Source organism: Thermochromatium tepidum ATCC 43061 (genome assembly GCF_009664085.1).
Lineage (GTDB): Bacteria > Pseudomonadota > Gammaproteobacteria > Chromatiales > Chromatiaceae > Thermochromatium > Thermochromatium tepidum.
This window is the reverse complement of the sequence record NZ_CP039268.1, coordinates 327,097-352,500: the sequence shown is the minus strand read 5'-3', so window position 1 is coordinate 352,500 and position 25,404 is coordinate 327,097. Positions and strand designations below refer to the sequence as shown.

Genomic DNA, 25,404 nt, shown 5'->3' with positions numbered 1-25,404 from the left:
CGCATCGCCGAGGGTGCCACTGACAAAGACGGCATCGCCTGGACGCGCGCCCGAGCGCCGGATCGCCGCGCCCTTCGGCACCAGACCATGGACCTGTACCGTTACGCTCAGCGGGCCACGCGTGGTGTCGCCGCCAACCACATGCATCCCGTGCACGTTCGCCAAGCGCCCGAGCCCGAGGGTAAAGGCGCGGATCCAATCCTCCTCGGGCGCAGGCAGGGTCAGGGCCAGGGTCGCCCAGGCTGGCTCCGCCCCCATGGCCGCCAGGTCGCTGAGCCCGACCGCCAGCGCTTTGTGCCCGATGTGCTCGGGGTTGCAGTCGGCGAAGAAGTGCACCCCGGAGACGAGGGTGTCGATGCTCACCGCCAACCTCTGTCCGGGGGGGACCTCCAGCAGGGCGCAGTCGTCGCCGACGCCGAGCACGACATCCGGGCGCTCGGGGCCAAGCGCGGCGAAATAGCGGGCGATCAGATCGAACTCGGACACCCCGACCCCTCAGAGCTTGCGCTCCAGGTCCCCGGCCTTGCGCCGGGCGATCTTGTCGAGCACCCCATTGACATACTTATACCCCTCGTGCGCCCCGAGCAGCTTGGTCAGCTCGACGGCCTCGTTGATGGCAACCCGGTCCGGGATGTTGTCCGAAAACAGGATCTCATAGGCGCCGAGGCGCAGGATCGCCAATTCCACTGGATCGACCTGACTGATCGGACGATCGAGAAAGCACTCGAGCTGGGCGTCGATCTCCTCGATATGCGCCGGCACGCCGCTCAACAGCTCTTCGAGCAGCTCGACGTTGAAATTGAAACGCTCCTCGGGGGTCGGCTCGTCCTCATCACCTGCCTCATTGAGTGAGGCGGCGATGGCATCGAGCCATTTGGGATCGTCGAGTAGATGACGCTTGATCGACATCGGATCGTCGCCGGTCAAATGCCATTGATAGAGCGCCAGCGCGGCATAACGGCGCGACTGACTGCGCGGACTGACCGGACGTGGATGCGCGGGCTTGGTCATGTCAATTGATCTGTCTCAGCAGATTTACCATCTCCAAGGCGGACAGGGCCGCCTCGGCGCCCTTGTTGCCAGCCTTGGTGCCAGCCCGTTCGATGGCCTGCTCAATCGTATCGACGGTCAATACCCCGAAGGCGACCGGCAGGCCGTATTTGAGGCTTACCTGGGCTAGGCCCTTGACGCACTCGCCGGCGACATAGTCAAAGTGTGGCGTGCCACCGCGGATGACGGCACCGAGCGCGATGATGGCATCATAGCTGCCCTTGGCCGCGATCCGCTCGATGGCGACCGGCATCTCAAAGGCACCCGGTACGCGCACGATGGTCAGATCCGAGGCGCTCGCGCCATGCCGCAGGAGCGCATCGATCGCGCCCCGCTCCAGACTCTCGACCACGAAGCTATTCCAGCGCGAGACCACCAGACAGAAGCGGGCCTGGTCGGCGCTCAGGGCGCCCTCGATCGTTTTGATACTCATCGTCTATTCCGAAAATCGCTACAACCTTAGACAGTGGAGCGGCCACCCGTGTATTCGACCACTTCGAGATCGAATCCGGAAATGGCGTGCATCGCCTTGGGCGCGCTCATCACCCGCATCTTGCGCACCCCGAGATCGGCCAGGATCTGGGCGCCGATGCCATAGGTCCGCAGTTCGCCGCGATCCTGGCGCACCGGCACCGGATCGTCGCTGTCGTGGAACTGGAAGTCCTTGAGCCGGCACAGCAGATCGTACGCATGGTCGCGGTTGCGCAGGACCACGATCACACCCTCCCCTGCGGCGGCCACCTGACGCATGACGTCGCGCAACGGCCAGCCGCAGGCGTTGTGCGTAGTGTCGAATAGATCGCACAGGGTATTCTGCAGATGCACGCGCACCAGGGTCGGACGCTCGGGGCTGATCGCACCGAGCCTTAGGGCCAGATGGATCTCGTTGTCGATGGTGTCGCGATAGGCGACCAGATCGAAGGTACCGTGCACCGTCGGCAGCTCGCACTCGCACACGCGGATCACAGCGGTTTCGTTGCGCAGCCGGTAGTGGATGAGATCGGCGATGGTACCGATCTTGAGACCATGGGTCTGGGCGAAGACCTCCAGATCGGGCCGGCGCGCCATGCTGCCGTCTTCGTTGAGGATCTCCACGATCACCGCCGCCGGCGTAAAGCCGGCCAGCCGCGCCAGATCGCAACCGGCCTCGGTGTGTCCGGCCCGTACCAGCACCCCCCCCGGCTGGGCCATGAGCGGAAAGACATGGCCCGGCTGGACCAGATCGCGGGGGCTGGCCTCGGGCGCCACAGCGGCGCGGATGGTGGTGGCGCGATCGGCCGCTGAGATGCCGGTGGTCACACCGCGCGCGGCCTCGATGGAGACAGTAAAGGCGGTCGAATGCGCGGCCCGGTTGTCGCTGACCATGAGCGGCAGGCGCAACCGCTCGCAGCGCTCCTTGGTCAGGGTCAGACAGATCAGACCGCGCCCGTACTTGGTCATGAAATTGATGGCCTCGGGCGTGACGCAATCGGCGGCCATGAGCAGATCGCCCTCGTTCTCGCGGTCCTCGTCGTCCATGATGATGACCATCTTGCCTGCGCGCAGGTCGTCGATGATCTCCTCGATCGTGTTTAGGCCGGTACGGCTCATAGGTCTTGGTTCATGCAGTGGTTTGTAGGGTCGGGTCGGAGGCGAGGTCACTTGACAAAGCCATGCTCGGCCAGAAAGTCCAGCGTCAGCCCCGAGACCCCGGGGGTGGCGGCCCGATCGCCGAGCAGCAGACGCTCCAGATAGCGGGCGATCAGATCCACCTCCAGGTTGACCCGGGTGCCTGGACGATAGTCGCCGATGATGGTCTCCTGGAGGGTATGGGGCACGATATTGAGCTCGAACACCGCGCCCTCGACCCGATTGACGGTCAGGCTGGTGCCATCGACGCAGATCGAGCCCTTGGGGGCGATATAGCGCGCCAGGGCGTCCGGGGCCTGGATGCGCAGCCGCCAGGAACGCGCGTCTTCTTGGCACGCCACGACCGTTCCAACCCCATCGACGTGTCCGCTGACCAGATGCCCGCCGAGCGGTGTGGCCAGGGTCAGGGCCCTTTCGAGATTGACCCGGGCGCCGGGCTTGAGCGTGCCGAGCGTGGTCAGGGTCAGGGTCTCGCGCGAGACGTCGGCCGCAAAGCCACGCTCGGTCAGGGCCACGGCGGTCAGGCAGACCCCGTTGACGGCGATGCTGTCGCCCAGGGCGACGCCGTCGAGCGGCAGTTTGCCGGTATCGAGGTCGAGCCGCGCGTCGCCACCGTACGGCTCCAGACGTTGAATCATACCCACCGCTTGGATGATACCTGTGAACATGGATGGTTGGGTCTTCGCTTAATTATGGGTTCTGGCTTGGAGCGGCCTCAGTAGGGGCGACCACGGCCCATAGGCGTCACAGCTTTGGACGCGCCCGAATCCGCAGATCCACGCCGATGTGCCGAACCTCCAGGATTTCCAGGTCGATACGATCGGCCAGGGTATTGATCCCCGGCAGATCGAACAGCCCCCTGGCGGCCTGCCCCAGGAGACAGGGGGCCTGATAGAGCAGGATCTCATCGATCAGCCCGGCACGCACCGCCGCCCCCGCCAGGGTCGCGCCGGCCTCCAGCAGGACCTCATTGACCTCGCGCCGTGCCAACTCGGTCATCAGGGCTACCAGATCGACCCGACCATTATGCTCCGGCAGACGGATCAGCTCCGCCCCAGCCGCCTCGAGCGCAGTTGCGGTCTCGTTGATAGGGCCGATACCGGCAATCAGGGTGCGCCCCGGCAGACCGAGCAGACGCGCCCCCGGCGGCGTGCGCCAGTAGCTGTCGACCACCACGCGCCAGGGTTGACGCACCGGTGCCTCCGGGTCCATGCCAGGCAACTCGGCGGCGGTCAGACGCACATTCAGACGCGGATCATCACCCAGCACCGTCCCCACCCCGGTAACGATGGCCGAGCTGCGCGCGCGCCAGCGCTGCACGTCACGCCGTGCGGCCTCGGATGTGATCCATTGGCTCTCACCCGTGGCCAGGGCAGTGCGGCCATCGAGACTGGCACCCAGCTTGCAGCGCACATAGGGCCGCCCCTGTTCATGGCGTTTGATGAAGCCTGGATTGAGCGCCCGTGCCTCGGCCTCCAGACAACCGAGCTCGACTACGATCCCGGCCTGACGCAGGCGTTCGATGCCGCGACCGGAGACCCGCGGATTGGGATCGATCATGGCGCAGACGACCCGTGCCACACCGGCACCGATCAGGGCATCGGCACAGGGTGGCGTGCGCCCCTGATGCGAGCACGGCTCCAGGGTCACATAGACCGTGGCACCGCGGGCCTCCTCACCGGCCTGTCTCAGGGCCAGGGATTCAGCATGCGGCTCACCGGCGCGATGATGCCAGCCCTCGCCGACGACTCGCCCATCGCGCACCAGCACACAGCCGACACACGGATTGGGATCTGTGGTATAGCGTCCGCGCTCGGCCAGCCGGATGGCATGCGCCATATAGAGCGGGTCGCAACACTCAAGGTCCAAGCCGGTCATCCGTTGTCCGGCTCCAGATCGTCGAGCAGATCGATCTGTCGGCGGCTGAATTCGGGTGCGGGCTGACGCTCCAGACGCTCGATCTCCTCGCGGAAGGCCGCCACGTCCTCGAAATGTCGATAGACTGAGGCAAAACGGACATAGGCGACCTGATCGATCTGACGCAGCTCGTCCATGACCAGTTCGCCGATCCGCTGTGTTGAGATCTCGCTCTCGCCGCTCGACATCAGCGAACGCTGGATACGGGCCAGCGCCCGGTCCACCTGCTCGGTGCTCACCGGTCGCTTTTCGAGCGCACGCATCATGCCGGCACGCAATTTCCCGCCGTCAAAGGGGACACGGTTGCCGTCACGCTTGACGATACGCGGCAGATTCAGCTCGACGGTCTCATAGGTCGTGAAGCGCTCACCGCAGAGGTCGCATTTGCGGCGCCGACGAACCTGATCCCCCTCGCCCGCCAGACGCGAGTCGACGACCCTGGTATCCTGCGCACCACAAAAGGGACAGCGCATGGATCAGCCTCCAGCCGCCAGCGTCCAGCGTCCAACTGGAGCGACGGCACACAAAAGCGATGGCAACGAACCTGATGTCATCTGTACATCCAGCAAGATCTGGGGCAGTGATGGATCAAGGGTTTGACGTCAATGGCCGTAGACCGGAAAACGCCGGCAGAGGTCCAGTACCCTGGCCTTGACGGTTTCGATGACCGCCGGTGCGCCGCGTGCATCGATCAGATCGCACATCCAGCCCGCCAGATCACGCGCCTCAGGGGTGCCGAAACCGCGCGTGGTGATGGCCGGGGTACCGATGCGGATACCGCTGGTGACGAAGGGCGATTGCGGATCGTTGGGGACGGCGTTCTTGTTGACTGTGATGTTGGCCGTGCCCAACCAGGCGTCGACGTCCTTTCCGGTCAGCCCCTGGCGGATGAAGCTGACCAAAAACAGATGATTGTCGGTGCCACCGGAGACGACGTCGTAGCCGCGTGCGATAAAGACATCGGCCATGGTGCGGGCGTTGGCGAGCACCTGGGCCTGATAGGTCTTGAAGCTCGGCTCCAGGGCCTCCTTGAAGGCCACCGCCTTGGCGGCGATCACATGCATCAGCGGGCCACCCTGGGTGCCGGGGAAGACGAGCGAGTTGAGTTTCTTCTCGATCTCGGGGTTGGACTTGGCCAGGATCAGGCCGCCGCGCGGGCCGCGCAAGGTCTTGTGGGTGGTCGTGGTGGTGACGTCGGCGATTTGCACCGGACTCGGATAGAGCCCGGCGGCGATCAGACCGGCCACATGCGCCATATCGACCAATAGATAAGCGCCCACAGCGTCGGCAATGGCGCGGAAACGCGCCCAATCCACGACCCGCGAATAGGCCGAGAAGCCGGCGACGATCAGGCGCGGGCGGTGTTCCTGGGCCAGGCGCTCGACCGCGGCGTAATCGATCTCACCGGTCTCGGGGTTCAGGCCATATTGCACGGCGTTGTAGAGCTTGCCAGAAAAGTTGGGCTTGGCCCCATGCGTCAAATGTCCACCGTGGGCCAGACTCATGCCAAGCACGGTGTCCCCCGGCTCGCACAGGGCCATATAGACGGCGGCATTGGCCTGGGAGCCGGAGTGCGGCTGGACATTGGCATAATCGGCGCCGAAGAGCTGCTTGGCGCGGTCGATGGCCAACTGCTCGGCGACGTCGACATGCTCACAGCCGCCGTAGTAACGTTTGCCCGGGTAGCCCTCGGCATACTTGTTGGTGAGCACGCTCCCTTGAGCCTGCATGACGCGCGGGCTGGTATAGTTCTCAGAGGCGATGAGCTCGACGTGCTCTTCCTGTCGACGTTCTTCGTCTTGGATAGCCGACCAGAGCTCCGGGTCGTAATCGCTGATCTGTTGGGTCTTCTCGAACATGGTCTGTCGCCTCGGGCGTCGAAAAGCAGTGTAGTGTATCGAATTTCGACCATGACGTCGCGATTTGCTTCTAAACCAATGGCCGGCTACCTTTTTCGCCCGAGGACTGTGTCGACTGGGTCACTAACACCTTCAGGAGCTCTGCATGACAATCACGACTGGATCTGGGCACCGCCTGATCGCCTCAGCGATGGGGCTGTCCATCCTGACCGGCTGCTCAAGCATGCAGCCCACACCCATGATGCCGACCTACCCCGCCCAGATCGGCGGACGGGGCGGGGTCTCGATCGAGACCGACAATCTGTGCCGGCAACAGGCATATCAAGCGGCTGAGAAGGCCAAGCAGGACAACGTCAACAAGGAGGTCGCCTTCACGGCCATCGGGACCATCGCTGGCGCCGTGATCGGCAATCAAATCGAGGCACCCAGTCGCCATGGTCCGCCTCCTGGCCCTGGGCCCGGTGGCCCTGGGCCCGGCGGCCCTCCGGGTCGGCCCAAGACCCATGACCTGGCTGGACCAGGCGCCCTGGCCGGTGCGGCTACGGGGGCGGCCATCAGTCAGGGTACGCTGCAAGATACCCAGCAAGTCTATGACATCACCTATAACAATTGCATCGAGCGCTATCGCGCCTATCGCTAGCGCCCGAACGCAGCGCGCGATGCCCTGTCGCCGGGGCATCGCGCGTCTCCAAACCTCGATACGACAAGGCGATCCGGGGTCACCGCGCCAATATCGCCAACATCTATGTCTATTTCAAAGATGGTGATCCTCGCGCCATGGATACCCTCGAGTCCTACCAGATCCAGCGTGCCGATCCGGATAGCCGGTTCATCGAGGTCGGCGATTTCCGGTTGCACTACAAACGCCAGGGATCGGGTGAAACCCTGATCCTATTGCTGCACGGCAGCTTCCTGAGCCTCAAGTCTTGGTCCGCCATCATGACCCCCCTGGCCGAACGGGCCACAGTGGTGGCCTTCGATCGCCCGGTGTGCGGCCTGACCTCGCGCCCACTGCCCAAGCGCGGCGCGTCGGGTTTTGGGCTCTACGGCGCTAAGTCCCAGGCCGAGCTGGTCGCCGCCCTGATCGCTGCGCTGGGCTTCGAGCGCGCCATCCTGGTCGGCAGCTCCACCGGCGGCACCATCGCACTCCTGACGGCGCTTGCCCATCCCGAGTGCGTCCAGGGCCTGATCCTGGTCGATGCCATGGTCTATAGCGGCTATGCCACCAGCGAGGTTCCGCCGCCTGTGCGGGCGATGATGCGCACGCTGAAGCCGGCCTTCAGCCGGCTCATGCGCCTCATGATCGATCGGCTCTATGAGAAGGCGATCCGCAAGTTCTGGTACCGCCAAGATCGGCTGAGCGACGAGCGGCTCGCTGAGCTCAAACGGGATTTCATGCTCGGCCCCTGGGATAGGGCGTTCATGGAGCTCTTTCTTGCCACCCGACGCTTGGATCTGGAGTCCCGCCTTGGATCGCTGAATCGTCCAGTCCTGGTCTTGACCGGCGCGCATGACCGGGCCGTCAAGCCCGAGGAGAGCGCACGTCTGGCCCAGGCCATCGCCGGGGCCGAGTTCCGGGTCATCGCCGATGCCGGCCACCTGCCGCAGGAGGAATGCCCTGAGTCCTTCCTGGCCGCCATCGACGGCTTTCTGACCCGGTGCACGACAAGCCTCGGCCTTCAGGACGGGGATGGATAGGGCGGACGGCATAGCCGTCCTTGGGGTTCAGTGTGGTGTCTGCTGCTGTTTGATGTACTGACGCACGATGGAGATCGGGGCACCACCACAGGATGAGGCGAAGTAAGACGGCGACCACAGGGCGCCTTTTCCAGTAGCGCGATATGCAACGCCTTCAAGCCTTCGAGTACGAATTGCCGCCAGACGGGCAACAGGAACGGCAGATGCGCCGTTTTACTGGCTCGTGCCGATTTGTCTACGACAAGGCGCTCGCGTTGCAGATGGAACACGACGAACAAGGCGCAAAGAGGCTCGGCTACGCCGGGCTGTGCAAGTGGCTCACCGAGTGGCGCAATAGCCCAGAGACAGCCTGGCTGGCCGATGCGCCCGTGCATCCGTTGCAACAGACGATTGAGGATCTGGAGCGGGCCTATGCGAACTTCTTCGCCAAACGGGCCGACTTCCCGCGCTTCAAGAAGAAGGGTCGGCACGACAGCTTCCGCTATCCCGACCCGAAACAGATCGAGCTCGATCAAGTGAACAGCCGCATCTCCCTGCCCAAACTGGGCTGGCTGCGCTATCGCAACAGCCGGGACGTGCTGGGTACGGTGAAGAACGTCATGAGACATGCCTGCGCAAGGCGCGGGCAGGTGCAGTCATGCCGCCAGCAGCAGGAACCCACCGAAGCGACCCATCCGGGCTCGATGCCGGGATGAGCGCCTTAGGAATCCCCCGGCTTTAGGCGTGGGAGGATGTCAACAATCAAGGCTCGCCCCTAATGATCGAAGATCAAACCCGATTCGCACCGCCTTCCGTTGAGACCCCTCGATGCAATACAAGGATTACTACAAGACCCTTGGCGTATCGCGCACCGCCTCGCAGGAAGAAATCAAGCGTGCCTATCGCAAGCTGGCGCGCCAATATCACCCGGACGTCAGCAAGGAACCCAATGCCGAGGCACGCTTTAAGGCGATCAACGAGGCCTATGAGGTTCTGAAGGATCCAGACAAGCGCGCCACCTATGACACGCTCGGCAGCGGCTGGCGCGCCGGCGAAGAATTCCGCCCGCCGCCCGGTGCTGGCGCCTGGCAAGACTTCGAGTTCAAAACCGGCGGCACGTCCGGCGACTACAGCGAATTCTTTTCTAGTATCTTTGGTCGCGCCTTTCGTTCCGAGGCGTCTGGCACCAGGCGCCAGCGCGGTCAGGATCAGACCATCCGGCTCGCCATCGACCTGGAGGATGCACATCAAGGGGCAACCCGGCAGATCACGCTCGATCTGCCCGAGATCGGACCTGGTGGCCAGACGACAACTCGCTCCAAAACCTTCAATGTGCGCATCCCGGCTGGCGTCACCCAGGGGGGTAAGATCCGGCTCGCAGGCCAGGGTGAGCCTGGACGCAACGGCGGTCCGGCTGGGGATCTCTATCTGGAGATCGAGTTCAACCCGCATCGACTCTTCGTCCCCGATGGGCGCGATATCCAGCTCCGTCTGCCGGTCACGCCCTGGGAGGCGGCGCTCGGGGCCACCGTCCAGGTTCCGACCCTGGATGGCCCGGTCAAACTCAAGATCCCCCCCGGCTCCCAGACTGGGCGCAAATTGCGGCTCAAGGGGCGGGGTCTGCCAGGTACGCCGCCGGGCGACGAGATCGTCGAGCTGGAGATCCTGACCCCCCCTGCCGAGACCGAGGCCGCCCGCGAGCTCTATCGGCGCATGGCCGAACAGCTCCCTTTCGATCCACGCGCCCACCTGGACGTCTGACAGTCGAGTCAGTCCCCTTGAAACCGCCCGAGCAATTCTCAAGGACGCCATGCTCGATGCTCGAAGCCGCACTTGCACCGGATTCCGATTGCGCCTCGCTTAGACCAGGCGCATCGAGAGATCGACGGCGCGCACGTCCTTGGTCAGGGCCCCGACCGAGATCTGATCCACGCCAGTCTCGGCCACGGCACGGACGGTCTTTAGGCTGATCCCGCCCGAGGCCTCCAGTTGGGCGCGACGGGCGGTGATCGCGACCGCACGCCGCAGCTCAGCGAGCCCAAAGTTGTCGAGCAGGATGCGGGGGGCGCCGGCATCGAGCGCGATCCTCAGCTCGTCCAGCGACTCGACCTCGATTTCGAGCGGGACGCCCGGATACAGGGTGCGTGCAGCCGCCAAGGCCGCTGGGATGGAACCTGCGGCCAGGATGTGGTTTTCCTTGATCAGGATGGCATCGAACAGACCGAGACGATGATTGTGACCACCACCGCAGCGCACGGCATATTTTTGCGGCCAGCGCAGACCCGGGATGGTCTTGCGGGTATCCAAGATCTGGACATCCAGTCCAGCGACGGCCTCGACATAGCGATGCGTCAGGGTCGCGGTGCCCGAGAGGGTCTGAAGATAGTTGAGCGCGGTGCGCTCGCCGGTCAGTAGGGCGCGCGCCGGTCCCTCCAGTTGGCACAGGCGCGCACCGGGCGCAACCTGTTCGCCATCTTTGACGTCCCACTGAATCCGGATCCGCGGATCGAGCACGCGAAAGACCGCCTCGAACCAAGGGGTGCCGCAAAGGATCGCCGATTCACGGGTGATGAGCTCGGCATGCGCAAAACAATCCTGGGGCAGGAGCGCGGCGGTCAGATCGCCCTCCCCCACATCCTCGTCCAGGGCGGCGCGCGCCTGGACCTCGACCCGATCCGGATCGGGCCGCTCGCGGATTGGATCGAAGCGGTCTGGGGACGGCGATATCACGTGGGACATGGTATAAGACTGACGATGGATGAGAAGATCGAAATCAAGTCAGGATCTGGATCCGCCCCCGACCTCGATGCCGAGGGTTGGCTGGCGGAGGCCGAGCGCCGCCCCTCGCCGAATCAGGATCGGCGGCCACCTGGGACGGTGATCGACCTGCTGGTGATCCATGCCATCAGTCTACCGCCAGGCGAGTTCGGCGGCGACTGGATCGATGCGCTCTTTCACAACCGGCTCGACCCGAATGCGCATCCTTATTTCGCACCCATCGCCACGGTGCGCGTCTCGGCGCATCTCCTGATCCGGCGCGATGGCCGGCTGATCCAATATGTCCCTTATGAGTGCCGTGCCTGGCATGCCGGGGTCTCCAGTTTCCAGGGGCGCGCGCGTTGCAACGATTATTCGATCGGGATCGAGCTCGAAGGGACCGATGAGACCCCCTTCACTGAGTCCCAATACGCCCGGCTCGCCGTCTGTACCCGGCGGATCCAGCAGCGTTATCCGGCCATCACCCTCGACCGGATCGTCGGTCATGCCGACATCGCGCCCGGACGCAAGACCGACCCTGGTCCGAGCTTCGACTGGGCCCGCTATCGACACGACGTCCAGTCCCTCGCCTAGACGGCGCCCGGGGCTGTAACAGATCCTCGACCGCACTGTGCCGATCCATTCCATGCTGGTACTCTTCAACAAACCCTATGGTGTGCTCAGTCAGTTCAGTCGCGACCCGCTTGGGACGGCTACGACCCTGCGCGACTTCATCCCGCTACGCGGCGTCTATGCGGCCGGTCGGCTCGACAAGGACAGCGAGGGGCTGCTCATCCTGACCGACGATGGCCGACTCCAGCATCGTCTCAGCCATCCGCGCCATAAGTCCTGGAAGACCTATTGGGTCCAGATCGAGGGTCAGCCGAGTGAGGATCAGCTCGAACGGCTGAGACGCGGCGTGATCCTGAACGACGGCCCGACCCGACCGGCCCGGGTCCGGTCGCTCCCCGAACCCGATCTCTGGCCGCGCGACCCGCCGATCCGCTTCCGTCGCCACATCCCGACCGCCTGGATCGAGATCGCCATCCATGAGGGGCGCAACCGTCAGGTACGGCGCATGACCGCCGCCGTGGGCCTGCCAACGCTGCGCCTGGTGCGGGTGGCCATCGGTGATTGGCGGCTTGAGGGTCTAAAGCCAGGCGAATACCGGGTGGTCTTGCCAACGCGTTCAAAGCATTGATACGCCCCCACCTGGCATGAACAATCGACCGCACTCAGTGCGCTTGACCTGGAGACCACCGCGCTTCAGCATCCAATAAAATATTCATTGGCGATCGGCTCGGCGAGGACTCGACCCCATGGCAGCGCTCAATCTCGATCATCTCAATCCCCTGCAGGCTCAACTCGCAGGACACCCCATCTATGGCGCCATTCGTCGCAGCGAGGATCTACGGATCTTCATGCAGCACCATGTCTTCTCGGTCTGGGACTTCATGTCGCTGATCAAGTATCTGCAAGGTGCAATCGCCCCGGTCGCCGTGCCCTGGCAGCCGACCTCGGACCCGAGTCTGCGTTATTTCATCAACCAGCTGGTCCAAGAAGAGGAATCAGACGCTGTCCCGCTCGGCTCGGGCGAGGTGCTGTACGCGAGCCATTTCGAGCTCTATTGCCGGGCCATGGACGAGGTCGGGGCCGACAGCGCCTCCCCCAGGCGTTTTCTTGGGCTCGTCGCCGAACAGGGACTCGACCGGGCGCTCTACTCTCACCTGGTCCCGCTGCCGGCACGCTATTTCAGCGAGACCACCTTTTGCTTCATCCGCGAGGACAGGCCGCATCTGGTCGCTGCCGCGCTGGCCCTGGGACGCGAGACCCTGATCCCGACCATGTTCCGCCGTTTCCTCGACCAGATGGCGATCACCGAGGACCAGGCGCCGATCTTCTATGCCTATCTCAGGCGTCATATCCACCTCGACGAGGACTTCCACGGTCCGCTCGCACTGCGCCTGCTCGAGACCCTGTGCGGCGATGATCCAGCACGGATCGAGGAGGCCGAGACCGCCGCCGAAGAGGCCCTGTGCGCGCGTATCCGTTTCTGGGACGGTGTGCTGGAGGCGATCGAGTCGGGACACAGTGCGCCATAACCGATCGGCTTGATAAGTCATGATCCGGCGCCATCTGCGCGATACCGACCGAAGATTCCCGAAACCTCCGGAGACTGACCATGAGCACGACCCTGAGCCTAGCCCTGGACAACGAAGGATTCCTGCTCAACCGCGACGACTGGAACGAGGAGATCGCAGTCGAGCTGGCCCACAACGACGGCTTCGAAATGACCGAGCAGGTGATGGAGTTCATCCGTGCGGCACGCGCCATGTATGAGGCAGATGGCGTGGTTCCACCGATCCGGATCTTCGCCAAGAAGCAGGGGGTCTCGACCAAGGCGCTCTACGACATCTTCAAGAAGGGCCCGATGAAGCTCATCTGTAAATGGGGTGGCCTGCCCAAACCAACCGGGTGCGTCTGAAGTCCACTCGGCTAAGGAAACGCTGATTTATTCCATTCGTGGCAAAACCATCTCAAGTAACCCATTGATTTTGTAGGAGCGGCTTCAGCCGCGATCGAGAGGCGCGCGATTTATTCAGCGTTTCCCTAAGCGAGAGGTCGGCTGTGCAAGAGGTATGGATGTCGCCCTGTCCCGTTCGGATCGCATGCGCCCCTGGCCCATGCACGTGCGCCCCGGTTGACCCTGCGGGTTCGCGTCTGGCTTTATCTAGCTCCGCCGCGCCCCTCAACCCACCCGACGCCAACCGATAGGGCCTGCTTGTCTTGACTGCGCTTATTGTCCTCGTCTTCCTCCTGGTCTATCTCGGGCTCTTTCTCGGCGGCCTGCCCTCCCTGCAATTGGATCGCACTGGGGTGGCGTTGCTCGGCGCGATCTTGCTGCTGGCGACCGATGTCATCGAGATGGATCAGGTGTGGCAGGCCATACATCTGCCGACTCTGGCCCTGCTGTTCGCTTTCATGGTCATCTCGGCCCAGCTGCGTCTGAGCGGGTTCTATGACTGGGTGGTATGGCGGCTCGATCGCTCCGCTCTGCCGCCCGTGTTCCTATTGGGCGCGGTGATCCTGGCTTCGGCGCTGCTTTCGGCGGTGTTCAGCAACGACATCGTCTGTCTGGCGATGGCACCGGTGTTGGCCGACACCTGCCGTGCGCGCCGTCTCGCCCCGGTCCCCTTCCTGCTTGCGCTCGCCTGCGCCGCGAATCTCGGTTCGGCGGCGACCCTGATCGGCAATCCGCAGAACATGCTGATCGGCGAGCGGCTGGGGCTGGATTTCGGCGGCTATCTGGTCCAGGCCATCGCCCCGGTCGGGCTCGGGTTGGCGGTGACCTGGCTGATCCTGCTCGGACTCTCGCGCCGACGCTGGCATTTGGCCGCGCCCGTGGCGGCGAACCCGGAACTTGACAGCGAAGCGACGAGCCACCGGCAACGCGCCGAGGATCAAGCGCCCGGACTCGACCGCTGGCAGACGGTCAAGGGTCTGGGGGTGACTGGGATCCTGCTGTGTGCCTTCCTGTTCGCCCCCTGGCCGCGCGACTTGCTCGCGCTGGCTGGGGCCGGGCTGCGTTGACGAGTCGCCGTCTGCATTCGCACCGGATGCTGGGTCTGGTCGATTGGCAACTGTTGGTGCTCTTCATCGGGCTCTTCATCGTCAACCATGCGCTCCAGGAGACCGGGCTGCCGGCACAAGCGATCGCAATCCTTGCCGGTCTGGGGATGGATCTGCATGACCCTGGACCGCTGTTTGTCGCCAGCGCCGTCTTGAGCAACCTGGTCTCCAATGTGCCGGCGGTGATGCTCCTGCTGCCAGCGGCGACCGACCCGCTGAGCGGACCGGTCCTAGCGCTCTCCAGCACGCTGGCCGGCAATCTACTGATTGTCAGCAGCATCGCCAATATCATCGTCGTCCAGACCGCGGCGCAGCATGGGGTGAGGATCGACTGGCACGCCCAGGCGCGGGTCGGCATCCCGGTCACCCTGACCACGCTCGCCATCGCCGCACTGTGGTTAGGGCTTCTCCAGGGCTAGGCGATCTGGGCGCCACGGCGTACCATGCCGCCTCGGTCCGCCCTGGGCTTGAATCCTCACCAAGAAGGATAGGATTTCATGATCATGATCGCTCTGCTCATCCTCGTTCCGCTCCTGGCGGGCGTCGCCGTACTCCGCGCGCCAGACAGCCGGATCCTGGCCCAGCGGATCCGTTGGTCGGCTTGGACCCTGGTGCTGGCGACCCCCCTGTTGACCCTGGTGCATCTGGGTCTGGGGCCTGAGTTCTATTCACTCCCCGGCTGGCTGCTCTGGACGCTCGATCGGTTCTTCATGCTCACGGGTGTGGCGCTGGCCCTGGTGCTGCTTTATTTCTGCCGGCGCATCCTGGTGCGCGAGTGGTATATCCCGGTCTTGATCCTGCTTCAGGCCGGCCTGATGCTGGATGCCGAACTCGCACCCACCCATCCCGAGGTCGTGCATCCATTCGCCATCGACCATTTCAGGTTGATGATGGCACTCATCGTCGGGGTAGTCGGCGGTCTGATCTGTCTGCACGCCCTGCCCTATATGCGCGACTACCATGCCCATGACCCAGAGGTCCCGGATCGCCAACCGGCGTTCTATTTCGTGATCTTGCTCTTTCTCTCGGCCATGTTCGGCCTCGTCTTCACCAACCATCTCGGTTGGCTATTTATATTCTGGGAGGTGACGACACTGTGCTCGTTCTGGCTGATCTCCTACGCGGGGACGGATGAGGCGATCCGCAATGGCTTTCAGGCGCTCGGGCTGAACCTGATCGGCGGGGTCGCCTTCGCGGCGGCGATCCTCTGGCTGACCTCTGGTCCTGGTCTTCGCACCTGGGAGCTGGACCAGCTGGTCGCGGCGGGCCAGAGCCTGGCCCTGATCCCGGCGGTGCTGATCGCGGTCGCGGGACTGGCCAAGTCGGCGCAACTGCCCTTTTCATCCTGGCTGCTCGGGGCCATGGTCGCCCCAACCCCGGTCTCGGCGCTGCTCCATTCAAGCACCATGGTCAAGGCTGGGGTCTTCCTGCTGGTCGAGCTCGCGCCAGTCTTTCACGGGAGCCTCGCTGGGCTGCTGTTGTCGCTCATCGGCGGCATCACCTTCCTCATCGCCTCGCTGGTCGCGGTCAATCAACGCAACGCCAAGCGGGTGCTGGCCTATTCGACCATCGCCAATCTGGGTCTGATCGTGATGTGCGCCGGCGTGGGCACGGCAGCGGCGCTCTGGGCGGCGATCCTTTTGATCCTGTTCCATGCGGTGGCCAAAGCGCTGTTGTTCCTGGCCGTGGGGACCACCGAGCACCTGATCGGCAGCCGCGACATTGAGGACATGGAGGGCCTGGTCTACCGTCGCCCCGAGCTGGCAGCGATGGTTCTGGTCGGGATCCTCGGCATGTTCCTGGCTCCCTTCGGGATGCTGCTTGGCAAGTACACCACCTTCCAGGCGTTCCTGAACATGGATGTGATGCTCGGCGACGGGCTGATGCTGGCGGTGATCCTGGCCTTCGGCAGTGCGCCGACGCTGTTTTTCTGGAGCAAGTGGATGGGCAAGCTAGTGGCCATGCCGCACCGGCCGCGCCCGAGCACCGAACCGATCGCGCGTGACGAGTGGCTGGTGTTGGGGTCACTGACGGTCATCACCTCTATCGCCTGCGCCCTCTTTCCGCTGGCTGATACGGTGTTTGTCATCCCCTATACCCATTATCTGGCGGTGCTGGGCCTGATCCCGGACGTGCAGGCCATAATCCCCTGGGAGACCGTCTGGCTCATGACCCTGATGCTCGGCGTGTTGTTTGGGCTGCCGCTGCTCTTCTGGTGGCGACCGCCCCGGTTCGCCGAGGTCAGCGGCTATCTGAGCGGGGCCAATGTCGATGGCGGCGCCTCCTATCGAGGGGCGATGGGGATCGAGCGGCTGGTCGAGAGTCGGGGCTATTACCTGACAGGCCTCATCCATGAGCCGGCCCTACTGCGGTATGGCGGCCTGGGCACGGCGATGCTGATCGCGCTCATGATCGGGGGGGCGGCGCTATGAACGGTCCTTACACCTGGTGGCTCGCCGGCGCCTTTGTCGTGCTGGGTCCATTGGTCGGCGCCCTGCTCGCCGGCATCGATCGCCGGCTGACGGCGCGGATGCAGTCGCGTCAGGGCCCGCCGCTCCTGCAACCCATCTATGACGTGCTCAAGCTGTTGGAGAAGGACACCCTGGTCGTGACCCGGTTGCAGACGCTCTATCTGTGGTTGTTTTTGTTCTTCATGATCGTCTCCGGGTTCATCCTGTTTTTGGGCAGCGATCTGCTCCTCAGTCTGTTCGCCCTGACCGTGTCCGGGATCTTTCTGTGTCTGGCGGCCTATTCGACCAACTCGCCTTACAGCCACATCGGCGCCTCGCGCGAGCTGATGCTGATGATGGCCGATGAACCGATGCTGATCTTGGTGCCGCTCGGATTCTATTTGGTCACGGATAGCTTCCGGGTCGAAGACATCGTCGCCGGCAGTCCCTGGCAGGTGCTGCAACTCTCCGGCATCCTGGTCGGCTTTCTGTTCGTGCTGACGATCAAGCTGCGCAAGTCACCGTTCGATCTTAGTTCCTCGCATCACGGGCATCAGGAGCTGGTCAAGGGGCTGACCACGGATTTTTCGGGCAGTGATCTGGCCTTAGTCGAGATCGCGCACTGGTATGAGAACGTGATCCTGCTCGGCTGGCTGTATCTGTTCTTCGCGCCCTGGGGGCCCTGGCTGGCGCTGCCGATCGCCTGTACGCTGTTCTTCGTCGAGGTGCTGGTCGACAACACCCATGCGCGTCTGACCTGGTCGAGCACGCTCAAGGCCACCTGGTGGACAACGCTGCTGGTGGGTGTGACCAATCTGATGGTGTTGCCGCTAGTGGTTTGAAGCAACGGGCCTTTGCGGCCTAACGTTCAAGCTCAGGGACGCGCCGCTTGCGGCGCATCCCCCCTGGGGCGAAGCCACAGTGATCGTGCCTGAAGGCGCTCCTTGTCTCTACAACAGGCGTTCCCACAAAGCAATCGCTCCTCTTGGCGCTCTTTTAGGGCCGCAAATGGACCTTGCGGATCACTGGCCATCTTGGGCGGTATGACCCGCTCGATTTCACCAAGAGCCGTTTTTCATTTGCGGGGCGCGTCTTTCTCGCTTTGGTCTTGCCGCCCTGCCCTTGGAGCCGATACGGTGAATGGCTGCGTCACTGGGCTTTCAGCCCTTGCTATCCAGTCGCTGGCCGGTCGTTGCGGCGGGCGAGGCACATTATTCGAGGCGGTAATCGGTGGTCAGCCGATCCGGCGCCAGCGGCCGGAAATGCTGGTCAGCGAAGGCGACATGCGCCGGGTGATCGCGGTAGTGGTCGATGACCGCTTCGTGGGTGAAACGGATCAGCCAGGCGCGCGGGTTAGCGGGCATCGGCGCGCACCGACGGTATGGTCCGCGCTTGCTTAAGCAGGGCCATCAACAGGGCCTCCCTCCCCTCCCGAGGCACCACTGCGTCCTCCGCCTCCAGAGTCGCAACCAATGTCCTCAGAACATCGCGGGCGAAGAATGACGGAGACCACCGCCTGTCGATAGGATCATCCGGGACACTACACCTAGGGCCGCACCGAGGGATTCGGCACCTCCCGATCCAGCCACCACGATTCGTTACGAAGGATATCGAGCAGGCGAAACCATCTCTCGTCTTCGTCCCTGAATGCGTTATCGCCGGAGTTGTAAGCCTCACTGGCGGCCTCATAACCCGAACCCTCATGCCCATTTGCGGCATACCATGCAGTCTCAGCCCTCTCCAGTGCCTCAGCCTCGGACTCCAATCCGACCTTACGGTAATTCTGACGTACCAGGGCCATGTCATCCGGCCCGACATTCTCGAGCGCCAACCAAGAACTGAATTTGCAATGCGTCTCGAACCGCAAGACGTAGCGGACTACGCCGTAGCCCGGGGGAAGCTTTTGGTACTCTTCTGGTGATAGTTCCAGCATGTCGAGTTGAATGGCAAGGTTCTCCATAAAGGTGCTATAGGAGTCCTCGTCTTCCATCTCCCAGAAGCGAAACCCTGCCGGCGAATCCGGCAGATCCTCTGCCCCAGGTCCGGATACATGCGGATTGAAGCTGATGAGATCTTGCCCGGCTTTGAGCCTCCCGCGCATTTCTCCCCAGCTACGGATGTCCTCCTTCAGGTTGGTAAGCGCCGCCTCAATAGCAGGCAGGACCTTGGCTGGATGCGACACCATTTGCCTCTCCCAAATGTGTTTTATTAATCCGGCCCCAAAGTACCTCCCTTGGTCTTTTGGGGCAACGCCCCAGGCCGGTCCAGGCCCGGCCTGGGTTTTAAGCGACTTATGGCCGCGCCGGGGCACCCTTGTCCCGGGTGAACCCGGCCTGTTTAAGGACCTGGTTAATCAATCGGGGCGATAGGTCCGAGGGCCTTCGGTGCGGGCGTTGGTTGGAAACCCCAGCAAAGCGCTCGATCGTCAGGGCCGACGCCTCGGTGGAGTCGCAGCGCGGGGCGGTCAAGACTCTGACATTTGCCCGTCGAGGCGCGCGATCATCCCGCTGGCCTGTGGGCTAGGGTGCTGGATGAGGGGCTGCTCGATGGCGAGTCGCTGCAGACCCCCGGGCGAGGAACAAGGGATAACTCCGGCGCGGCACCGACCTCACACTGAACACTACATGCAGACCCCTTCCGGCCAATCTGCCACACGAAATGTAGCCTTGACGGCCGCATATCCTACCGGCGAGCATTGCCGCCCAACTTACATGGATCCATGTATAGAAGGCAATCAAATCGGCGGTGCGACAGATCGCGTTGCGTAGAGGGGCCAGGGGTCCACTCGACCTCCCGCCCCTGTGACTCAAAGCCCAAGAGCCGGAATCCATGACCTTTCTGAAGAAATCCCCCTGGGTGCTCCATTACGCGGCCACAAGCTGTAATGGGTGCGACATCGAGCTGCTGGCCTGTCTGACGCCGACCTATGACGTCGAGCGCTTCGGCATCATCAACACCGGTAACCCCAAACAGGCCGATCTCTTGCTCGTGACCGGCTCGGTCAACGAGGAATCGCGCCAGGTGGTCGAAAACCTCTATGCCCAGATGCCCGACCCCAAGGTCGTGGTCGCCATCGGTGCCTGCGCCCTGAGCGGCGGCATCTTCCGCGACGCCTACAATGTCTATGGTGGCATCGATCAGGTGATCCCGGTCGATGTCTATGTCCCCGGCTGTGCGGCGCGTCCCGAGAGCATCATCGACGGCATCGTCCAGGCGCTCGACATCCTGGAGCAGCGCGCCAAGGCGCGTAAAGGTCAACGCAAGAGGGTGTGCCGGGATCACGGCAACCTCGTACAACAGGTGGTCGATCCATGAGCCTTGGGGAGCCCTTCAAGGAACTGACACTCGATCAATGGGTGTCGACCGCTGAGCAGCACAGGCGCGATGGCTTCCGGCTGGTGCAGATGATGGGCACCGCACGCCCCGATCACTTCGAGATCCTGATCAGCTATGAGCGAGACGGGCGCTGTACCCACTACCGGGTCCTGCTCCCGCGCGACCCGCGGCCCGAACTCCCCAGCCTGAGCGCCATCTTTCCTGCCGCCTTCACCTACGAGAACGAGCTTAAGGATCTATTCGGTCTGAGTTTTGCTGGATTAACGGTCGACTATGGCGGAAACTTCCTTCGCACCAAGGTCAAGCTTCCATTTTCGGGTGCAGTGACGCTCAAGAAGGAACCTGCGAAGCCGGCGGCCAAGTCTGCCCCAGAGACCTAAAGCTATGTCCAATACCACCATCGTCCCCTTTGGTCCGCAGCACCCGGTTCTGCCCGAGCCGATCCATCTGGACCTGGAGCTCGACGACGAGCGCGTCGTGCGTGCCCTGCCCTCGATCGGCTATGTGCATCGCGGTCTCGAGCTACTTGCCGAACGCTACGATGTCGTCGAGATGGCCCAGGTCGCCGAGCGGATCTGCGGCATCTGTAGCTTCATCCACGGCCAGGGCTATTGCCAGGGCATCGAGCAATTGATGGGGATCGAGGTACCGCCGCGCGCCGTCTATCTGCGCACGGTCTGGGCCGAGATCTCGCGCATCCAGAGCCATCTGTTGTGGCTGGGACTGGCCGCCGACGCGCTCGGCTATGAGAGCCTGTTTCAGCATACCTGGCGCATCCGCGAGCAGATGCTCGACATCATCGAGGAGACCACCGGGGGACGGGTCATCTTTGGGGTGTGCAAGGTCGGCGGGATCCGCAAGGACGTCGATGACGAGACGCTGCGTGGCGTGCGGCGTCGTATCCCCGAGATCCGGGCGGCCTTTGATGAGATCGCCACCATCGTGCGCCAAGATCCGACGGTCAAGCGGCGCACCGTTGGGGTCGGACTCCTGAGCGCGGAAGAGGCGCGCGCGCTCGGGGCCGTGGGTCCAGTGCTGCGCGCCAGCGGTGTAGCGCAAGACACGCGCCGACTCGGCTATGCTGCCTATGGCGAGCTGGACTGGGAGCCGGTCGTCGAGCAGGACGGCGACTGCTATGCCCGCTGTCTGGTGCGGGTGCGCGAGATCGATCAGTCGTTCGACCTCATCATCCAGTGTCTCGACCGGATGCCGGCAGGCGAGGTCGAGGTCTCGGTCAAGGGCAAGCGACCCAAGGGCGAGGCGATGTTCCGACTCGAACAGCCGCGCGGCGAGGTCTGTTATTACATGAGCGCCAGCGGCCATAAGAACCTGGACCGCTTCCGGGTGCGCACCCCGACCTTCGCCAACATCGCGCCCCTCGTCCACATGCTCAGGGGCTGCGAGCTGGCCCAGGTACCGGTCATCGTGCTGACCATCGATCCCTGTGTGAGCTGCAACGAGAGGTGATGCGTATATGTCCTGGTCCATAGGCCCCATCTCGTCCCTGGTGACGCGCAGCGCACTCACCAGGCCGGCCACCCGGCTCTATCCGTTCGAGCGTCGCCCGCCCTATGCCCGGACACGCGGTCATATCGAATTCAGGGTCGACGACTGTAGCTTTTGCACGATCTGTGCCCATAAATGCCCGACACAGGCCATCCAGGTCCACAAGCAGGACAAGACCTGGGCCATCGACCACGGTCGCTGCATCCTGTGCGGTCTCTGCGTCGAGGACTGCCGTGCAGGCTGTATCACCCTCAGCCCCTTCCCCTGCCCGCCCATGCGCGCCAAGGAGGTGCTGAGCTTCCGTCAGGAGCACACCCCGCCGCCTGCGCGCGAGACTGTCGCGGTGGCGCCTCCGTCATCCAGCACCGAATTCGACCGCTCGCCTTGACCGCCCTGACCGATCGGCTTGTCAGGAGACAGATGGGCTCGATGCCTGCCGCTATCGCGGCGGTCGCCAGCGGGCGGACTCGGGGTCGGACTGCCAGCGGATACGATGGGGACTATGCGTGCCTGTGGCATAGAAGGTTCGCATCATCAGCTCAGCCAGCACACCTGTCGTCAGGAATTGGATCGCGACCACGAGGAACAGGATCGCCGTAAATAGCAGCGGACGCTGCCCAATCGACTCGCCCAGGACGAACTTGACCACCAGCAGGTGGGCCATCATCGAGCCGCCGAGCAGGCCAAAAAAGAGACCGATCGAGCCGAAGAAGTGCCCTGGACGCGCGCCGAAACGCAAGAAGAAGAAGGCCGCCAGCAGATCGAGCAGCACCCGGAAGGTGCGCGAGATCCCATACTTGGACGCACCGAACCGACGTGGCTGATGGTGGACCTCGGTCTCGCCGATCCGCTCCGGGTCGGTCACGGACGCGACCCACACTGGGATGAAACGGTGCATCTCGCCGAGCAGCCGCACCTCGTGGATGACCTCGGCGCGATAGATCTTGAGACTGCATCCATAGTCATGCAGCGCCACGCCCGTCACCCGCCCGATGAGTGCATTGGCCAGACGCGAGGGGATGCGGCGCAGCAGCAGGGCATCCTGACGCCGGCGTCTCCAGCCTTGGAGCAGATCTAGGTCGCGTTCTAGCAGCTCATCGACCATGCGCGGGATGTCGGCCGGATCGTTTTGCAGGTCGCCATCGAGTGTGGCGATCAGCTCGCCGCGCGCCGCATCGAGCCCGGCCTGCATGGCCGCGGTCTGACCGAAGTTGCGTCGCAACTGGATGACCCGCACGTGCGGACCCCAGTCTGCGGCGAGCTCCCGCAGACGCGCACCCGTGCCGTCGCGGCTACCGTCATCGACACAGATCAGCTCCCAGTCGCCGCGATAAGCCGCCAGACCCTCGTGCACCCGTGTCAGCAGCGGTTCCAGGTTGTCGAGCTCCTGATAGAGCGGGATGACGATTGAGAGCCGGGGATGCCGTTTAGCGCGCTCTGGCGTGGCAGTGGAAATGGACATCGGATGGACGAACCTTATGGATTCGGGGCAACACCAGCGCGGGCACGCTAAAGGGTTCGGCGCGAAAATTCAACCTGGGTGAAGGTGTTCACACACAGGCCGAGCGTTCATCAATTCTTCACACGGCTCTGCTTTACTCTCGGGTGTCGGAGCGGAATTGACGAAATTGACTCAGGCTGACTCAGATCGGTTCACGCCTGTTGTCAGCGGTTAGCCAATAAGCGGTTAGCCAATAAAAGACCATAGTTGCCGGCTATCATGCACGCACCACACCCACCCAAGCTCGATGATGCCAAATCGTTCATTAGACAGGCTCGCGACACCCTGACCTATGCCCTGCAACCCATCGTCAATATCCACACCGGCAGCGTCTTTGGTTACGAAGCCTTGCTGCGTGGTTGGGAAGGGTTGGGATTCGCCAGTATCCATTCCCTGCTCCATCAGGCACAGAGACTGAATCTCTCGTCCGCGCTGGACGACATACTCGGCACCCTGGCAGTCAGTCGCTTCGCCGCCCTGCCGAACACGTATCGCTATCGTCTGTTTTTCAATCTGGATCCACATCTGATCGACAGTCATCATGGCCAGCAGGTACTCGATTGGATCAGGCAGGCTGGGCTAAGGCCAGATAATCTCTGCCTGGAACTTTCCAAATCTGTCGACCACAGCCTTCACCCTGCGCTTGGTTCCATGATCGCCGGCTATCGTCGCGAGCGGCTGCATCTCGTCATCGACGACTTCGGCGACGGTCACTCCGGATTGCGCCGTCTCTACGAGTATCTGCCCGATCACGTCAAGCTCGATCGCTTTCTCATCCAGGGCATCGACACCGATCGTCGCAAACGCTCGATCGTCGCCAATGCGGTCCAGTTGGCGCATCAGCTCAACATCCAGGTCATCGCCAAGGGGATCGAGACCGAGGGCGAGCTCGTGACCTGCCGCGAGATCGGTTGCGACCTCGCCCAGGGCTATCTGATCGCCCCACCCAAGATCGATTTAGACTCACTGCTCCCCGATTATACCCTGGTCGCCGAGATCCACCGCTGTAGCCAGCGCGAACAGTCCAGCGATCAGAGGTTGATCGAATCCTCCCTCGAGCCCATCCCGCCAGTCCGCATCGACGACGGCATTGCTCGGCTATTTGAGGCGTTACGGCGCGACAAGGAACATCATGTCGTCCCGGTGCTCGATCAGGCCGACCGTCCGTTGGGATTGGTGCATGAGGCAGACATCAAGGACTATATCTACTCGACCTATGGGCGCGACCTCATCGTCAATCGTGCCTTTGCCCGTCAGATCGGTGATTTCGTCCGCCCCTGCCCCCAGGTCGATATCCACGAGTCCATCGATCGCCTGCTGCAGGCCTATACGATGGTCTCCGAGACTGCCGGTGTCCTCATCACCCGCGACGGGCGCTACCAGGGGTTCATCTCTGCGACCTCGCTGCTCAAGCTTGTCCAACAGAAGAACCTGGCCATCGCGCGCGATCAGAACCCATTGACCAAGCTCCCGGGCAACAATCCGATCCATCGCTATGTCTCCCAGGCGCTGAGCGAGCGCGATCATAGGTGGTATCTGGCCTATATCGATTTCGACAATTTCAAGGCGTTCAACGATTACTACGGCTTTCGGCGCGGGGATCGCGCCATCCAGCTCTTCGCCGATCTACTGCGCACCGAGCTGGAACGGCATGGCTGGTTCGTCGGACACATCGGGGGGGATGATTTCTTCGCCGGGATCCAAGACCTGTCCTTGGTCAATGTCCTGGAGCAGCTCCAGAGGCTCGTCGAGAAGTTCCGGATCGATGTCCAGAGTCTCTATGACTCCGCGGATCGCGAGCGCGGCCATCTCCTGGCCAAGGACCGCTATGGTCAGCTCCGCGAGATGCCGCTGATGCGCTGTAGCCTGGCACTCCTGGAGATCCGCCCGGGCGACGACTATAGCGATGGCGACGAGCTTGGACGCACCATCGCCGAGCTCAAGCACGCGGCTAAGCAGAGTCCTTCCGGATTGGTGTTCCAGCACGAGCCGAACGGCCCTGTGCACGCCATGCCGAATCCTGCCCCGGCCGGGTCAGACGCGCGATGAACCAGGTTGCCAACCGCCTGTTCTTCAAACAGGCCGAGTGCTT

29 protein-coding genes and 1 pseudogene (1 of these 30 only partly in view) are annotated in these 25,404 nt (G+C 63.2%); 17 read left to right on the top strand and 13 right to left on the bottom strand.

Annotated elements, in window-relative coordinates:
- The 8 genes from thiL to glyA form a co-directional block, all read right to left on the bottom strand.
- On the bottom strand, positions 1-486 hold the 5' end (the start) of the coding sequence (gene thiL, locus E6P07_RS01660; protein ID WP_153974007.1) for a thiamine-phosphate kinase. The gene continues 486 nt to the left of window position 1, outside the view; 486 of the gene's 972 nt are visible here — the first part of the coding sequence; it begins with the start codon at positions 484-486; its stop codon lies off the left edge, out of view.
- 9 nt (positions 487-495) lie between these two features.
- Positions 496-1,011, bottom strand: a complete 516-nt coding sequence (nusB, locus tag E6P07_RS01655; RefSeq protein WP_153974006.1) for a transcription antitermination factor NusB — start codon at positions 1,009-1,011, stop codon at positions 496-498.
- Between the two features lies 1 nt (position 1,012).
- Positions 1,013-1,483: a 6,7-dimethyl-8-ribityllumazine synthase gene (gene ribH / locus E6P07_RS01650; RefSeq protein ID WP_153974005.1), complete on the bottom strand. Its 471-nt coding sequence runs from the start codon at positions 1,481-1,483 to the stop codon at positions 1,013-1,015.
- Positions 1,484-1,509: 26 nt separating this feature from the next.
- Positions 1,510-2,640, bottom strand: coding sequence for a bifunctional 3,4-dihydroxy-2-butanone-4-phosphate synthase/GTP cyclohydrolase II (gene ribBA, locus E6P07_RS01645; protein WP_153974004.1), 1,131 nt, complete (start codon positions 2,638-2,640; stop codon positions 1,510-1,512).
- Positions 2,641-2,687: 47 nt separating this feature from the next.
- On the bottom strand, positions 2,688-3,347 hold the full coding sequence (locus E6P07_RS01640; protein WP_153974003.1) for a riboflavin synthase: 660 nt from the start codon (positions 3,345-3,347) through the stop codon (positions 2,688-2,690).
- Between the two features lie 76 nt (positions 3,348-3,423).
- Positions 3,424-4,557, bottom strand: coding sequence for a bifunctional diaminohydroxyphosphoribosylaminopyrimidine deaminase/5-amino-6-(5-phosphoribosylamino)uracil reductase RibD (ribD, locus tag E6P07_RS01635; protein WP_246172889.1), 1,134 nt, complete (start codon positions 4,555-4,557; stop codon positions 3,424-3,426).
- On the bottom strand, positions 4,554-5,069 hold the full coding sequence (nrdR, locus tag E6P07_RS01630) for a transcriptional regulator NrdR (protein WP_153974002.1): 516 nt from the start codon (positions 5,067-5,069) through the stop codon (positions 4,554-4,556). The genes ribD and nrdR overlap by 4 nt, the downstream gene beginning before the upstream one ends.
- 129 nt (positions 5,070-5,198) lie before the next feature.
- Positions 5,199-6,455 (bottom strand): serine hydroxymethyltransferase, encoded by a 1,257-nt coding sequence (glyA, locus tag E6P07_RS01625; protein ID WP_153974001.1) that lies wholly within the window; start codon positions 6,453-6,455, stop codon positions 5,199-5,201.
- Positions 6,456-6,600: 145 nt separating this feature from the next.
- Between glyA and E6P07_RS01620 the strand changes: the two genes are divergently transcribed.
- Positions 6,601-7,095, top strand: coding sequence for a YMGG-like glycine zipper-containing protein (locus E6P07_RS01620; protein ID WP_153974000.1), 495 nt, complete (start codon positions 6,601-6,603; stop codon positions 7,093-7,095).
- A 137-nt stretch (positions 7,096-7,232) separates the two neighbouring features.
- Positions 7,233-8,153, top strand: a complete 921-nt coding sequence (locus E6P07_RS01615; protein ID WP_153973999.1) for an alpha/beta fold hydrolase — start codon at positions 7,233-7,235, stop codon at positions 8,151-8,153.
- Positions 8,154-8,180: 27 nt separating this feature from the next.
- Here E6P07_RS01615 and E6P07_RS01610 read toward each other — a convergent pair.
- Positions 8,181-8,282 (bottom strand): annotated as a pseudogene (locus E6P07_RS01610) (transposase); the annotation flags it as partial.
- A gap of 14 nt (positions 8,283-8,296) precedes the next feature.
- Between E6P07_RS01610 and E6P07_RS01605 the strand changes: the two are divergent.
- Entirely contained in the window at positions 8,297-8,848 is a 552-nt protein-coding gene (locus tag E6P07_RS01605; RefSeq protein ID WP_211363151.1) for an RNA-guided endonuclease InsQ/TnpB family protein, read from the top strand.
- Positions 8,849-8,960: 112 nt separating this feature from the next.
- Positions 8,961-9,893 (top strand): DnaJ C-terminal domain-containing protein, encoded by a 933-nt coding sequence (locus tag E6P07_RS01600; protein ID WP_153973998.1) that lies wholly within the window; start codon positions 8,961-8,963, stop codon positions 9,891-9,893.
- Positions 9,894-9,992: 99 nt separating this feature from the next.
- On the opposite strand, the gene nadC is transcribed toward E6P07_RS01600, so the two are convergent.
- A complete protein-coding gene (nadC, locus tag E6P07_RS01595; protein ID WP_153973997.1) occupies positions 9,993-10,871 on the bottom strand; it encodes a carboxylating nicotinate-nucleotide diphosphorylase in 879 nt (292 codons plus the stop codon).
- A 15-nt stretch (positions 10,872-10,886) separates the two neighbouring features.
- Between nadC and ampD the strand changes: the two genes are divergently transcribed.
- The 8 genes from ampD to E6P07_RS01560 all read left to right on the top strand — a co-directional run bounded on the left by ampD (position 10,887) and on the right by E6P07_RS01560 (position 17,811).
- The gene (ampD, locus tag E6P07_RS01590; RefSeq protein ID WP_153973996.1) at positions 10,887-11,483 is read left to right on the top strand and encodes a 1,6-anhydro-N-acetylmuramyl-L-alanine amidase AmpD; all 597 of its coding nucleotides are present in this window, start codon (positions 10,887-10,889) and stop codon (positions 11,481-11,483) included.
- A gap of 52 nt (positions 11,484-11,535) precedes the next feature.
- A complete protein-coding gene (locus E6P07_RS01585; RefSeq protein WP_153973995.1) occupies positions 11,536-12,090 on the top strand; it encodes a pseudouridine synthase in 555 nt (184 codons plus the stop codon).
- A 118-nt stretch (positions 12,091-12,208) separates the two neighbouring features.
- Positions 12,209-12,991, top strand: a complete 783-nt coding sequence (locus tag E6P07_RS01580; protein WP_153973994.1) for a DUF3050 domain-containing protein — start codon at positions 12,209-12,211, stop codon at positions 12,989-12,991.
- A gap of 80 nt (positions 12,992-13,071) precedes the next feature.
- Positions 13,072-13,374 (top strand): TusE/DsrC/DsvC family sulfur relay protein, encoded by a 303-nt coding sequence (locus E6P07_RS01575; RefSeq protein WP_153973993.1) that lies wholly within the window; start codon positions 13,072-13,074, stop codon positions 13,372-13,374.
- Positions 13,375-13,676: 302 nt separating this feature from the next.
- On the top strand, positions 13,677-14,480 hold the full coding sequence (locus E6P07_RS13800; RefSeq protein ID WP_246172888.1) for an ArsB/NhaD family transporter: 804 nt from the start codon (positions 13,677-13,679) through the stop codon (positions 14,478-14,480).
- The gene (locus E6P07_RS13795; RefSeq protein WP_246172887.1) at positions 14,477-14,938 is read left to right on the top strand and encodes an SLC13 family permease; all 462 of its coding nucleotides are present in this window, start codon (positions 14,477-14,479) and stop codon (positions 14,936-14,938) included. The genes E6P07_RS13800 and E6P07_RS13795 overlap by 4 nt, the downstream gene beginning before the upstream one ends.
- Before the next feature lie 78 nt (positions 14,939-15,016).
- The gene (locus E6P07_RS01565) at positions 15,017-16,951 is read left to right on the top strand and encodes a proton-conducting transporter transmembrane domain-containing protein (protein WP_153973992.1); all 1,935 of its coding nucleotides are present in this window, start codon (positions 15,017-15,019) and stop codon (positions 16,949-16,951) included.
- A complete protein-coding gene (locus E6P07_RS01560; RefSeq protein WP_153973991.1) occupies positions 16,948-17,811 on the top strand; it encodes a respiratory chain complex I subunit 1 family protein in 864 nt (287 codons plus the stop codon). Before E6P07_RS01565 ends, E6P07_RS01560 begins: the two co-directional genes overlap by 4 nt.
- Before the next feature lie 369 nt (positions 17,812-18,180).
- Here E6P07_RS01560 and E6P07_RS01555 read toward each other — a convergent pair whose 3' ends face one another.
- Together E6P07_RS01555 and E6P07_RS01550 are read right to left on the bottom strand one after the other, a co-directional pair.
- Positions 18,181-18,333, bottom strand: coding sequence for a Dabb family protein (locus E6P07_RS01555; protein WP_153973990.1), 153 nt, complete (start codon positions 18,331-18,333; stop codon positions 18,181-18,183).
- A 182-nt stretch (positions 18,334-18,515) separates the two neighbouring features.
- Positions 18,516-19,154, bottom strand: coding sequence for a hypothetical protein (locus tag E6P07_RS01550; RefSeq protein WP_153973989.1), 639 nt, complete (start codon positions 19,152-19,154; stop codon positions 18,516-18,518).
- Positions 19,155-19,798: 644 nt separating this feature from the next.
- Here E6P07_RS01550 and E6P07_RS01545 point away from each other — a divergent pair.
- From E6P07_RS01545 to E6P07_RS01530, 4 genes are read left to right on the top strand one after another with little or no spacing between them, the layout of a single operon-like run.
- On the top strand, positions 19,799-20,284 hold the full coding sequence (locus E6P07_RS01545; protein ID WP_153973988.1) for an NADH-quinone oxidoreductase subunit B family protein: 486 nt from the start codon (positions 19,799-19,801) through the stop codon (positions 20,282-20,284).
- Positions 20,281-20,685, top strand: coding sequence for an NADH-quinone oxidoreductase subunit C (locus tag E6P07_RS01540; protein WP_153973987.1), 405 nt, complete (start codon positions 20,281-20,283; stop codon positions 20,683-20,685). The genes E6P07_RS01545 and E6P07_RS01540 overlap by 4 nt, the downstream gene beginning before the upstream one ends.
- 4 nt (positions 20,686-20,689) lie before the next feature.
- Entirely contained in the window at positions 20,690-21,772 is a 1,083-nt protein-coding gene (locus E6P07_RS01535; RefSeq protein ID WP_153973986.1) for a hydrogenase large subunit, read from the top strand.
- Between the two features lie 7 nt (positions 21,773-21,779).
- Positions 21,780-22,199 carry a 4Fe-4S binding protein gene (locus E6P07_RS01530; RefSeq protein WP_153973985.1) on the top strand — a complete coding sequence of 140 codons (420 nt, stop codon included), beginning with the start codon at positions 21,780-21,782 and terminating at the stop codon, positions 22,197-22,199.
- A gap of 51 nt (positions 22,200-22,250) precedes the next feature.
- Here the strand turns inward: E6P07_RS01530 and E6P07_RS01525 are convergent, their stop codons facing one another.
- Positions 22,251-23,273: a glycosyltransferase family 2 protein gene (locus E6P07_RS01525; protein WP_153973984.1), complete on the bottom strand. Its 1,023-nt coding sequence runs from the start codon at positions 23,271-23,273 to the stop codon at positions 22,251-22,253.
- A gap of 258 nt (positions 23,274-23,531) precedes the next feature.
- On the opposite strand from E6P07_RS01525, the gene E6P07_RS01520 reads away from it, so the two are divergent.
- Complete coding sequence (locus tag E6P07_RS01520; protein WP_246172886.1) at positions 23,532-25,361, top strand: bifunctional diguanylate cyclase/phosphodiesterase; 1,830 nt, start codon at positions 23,532-23,534, stop codon at positions 25,359-25,361.
- Positions 25,362-25,404: the final 43 nt, after the last annotated feature.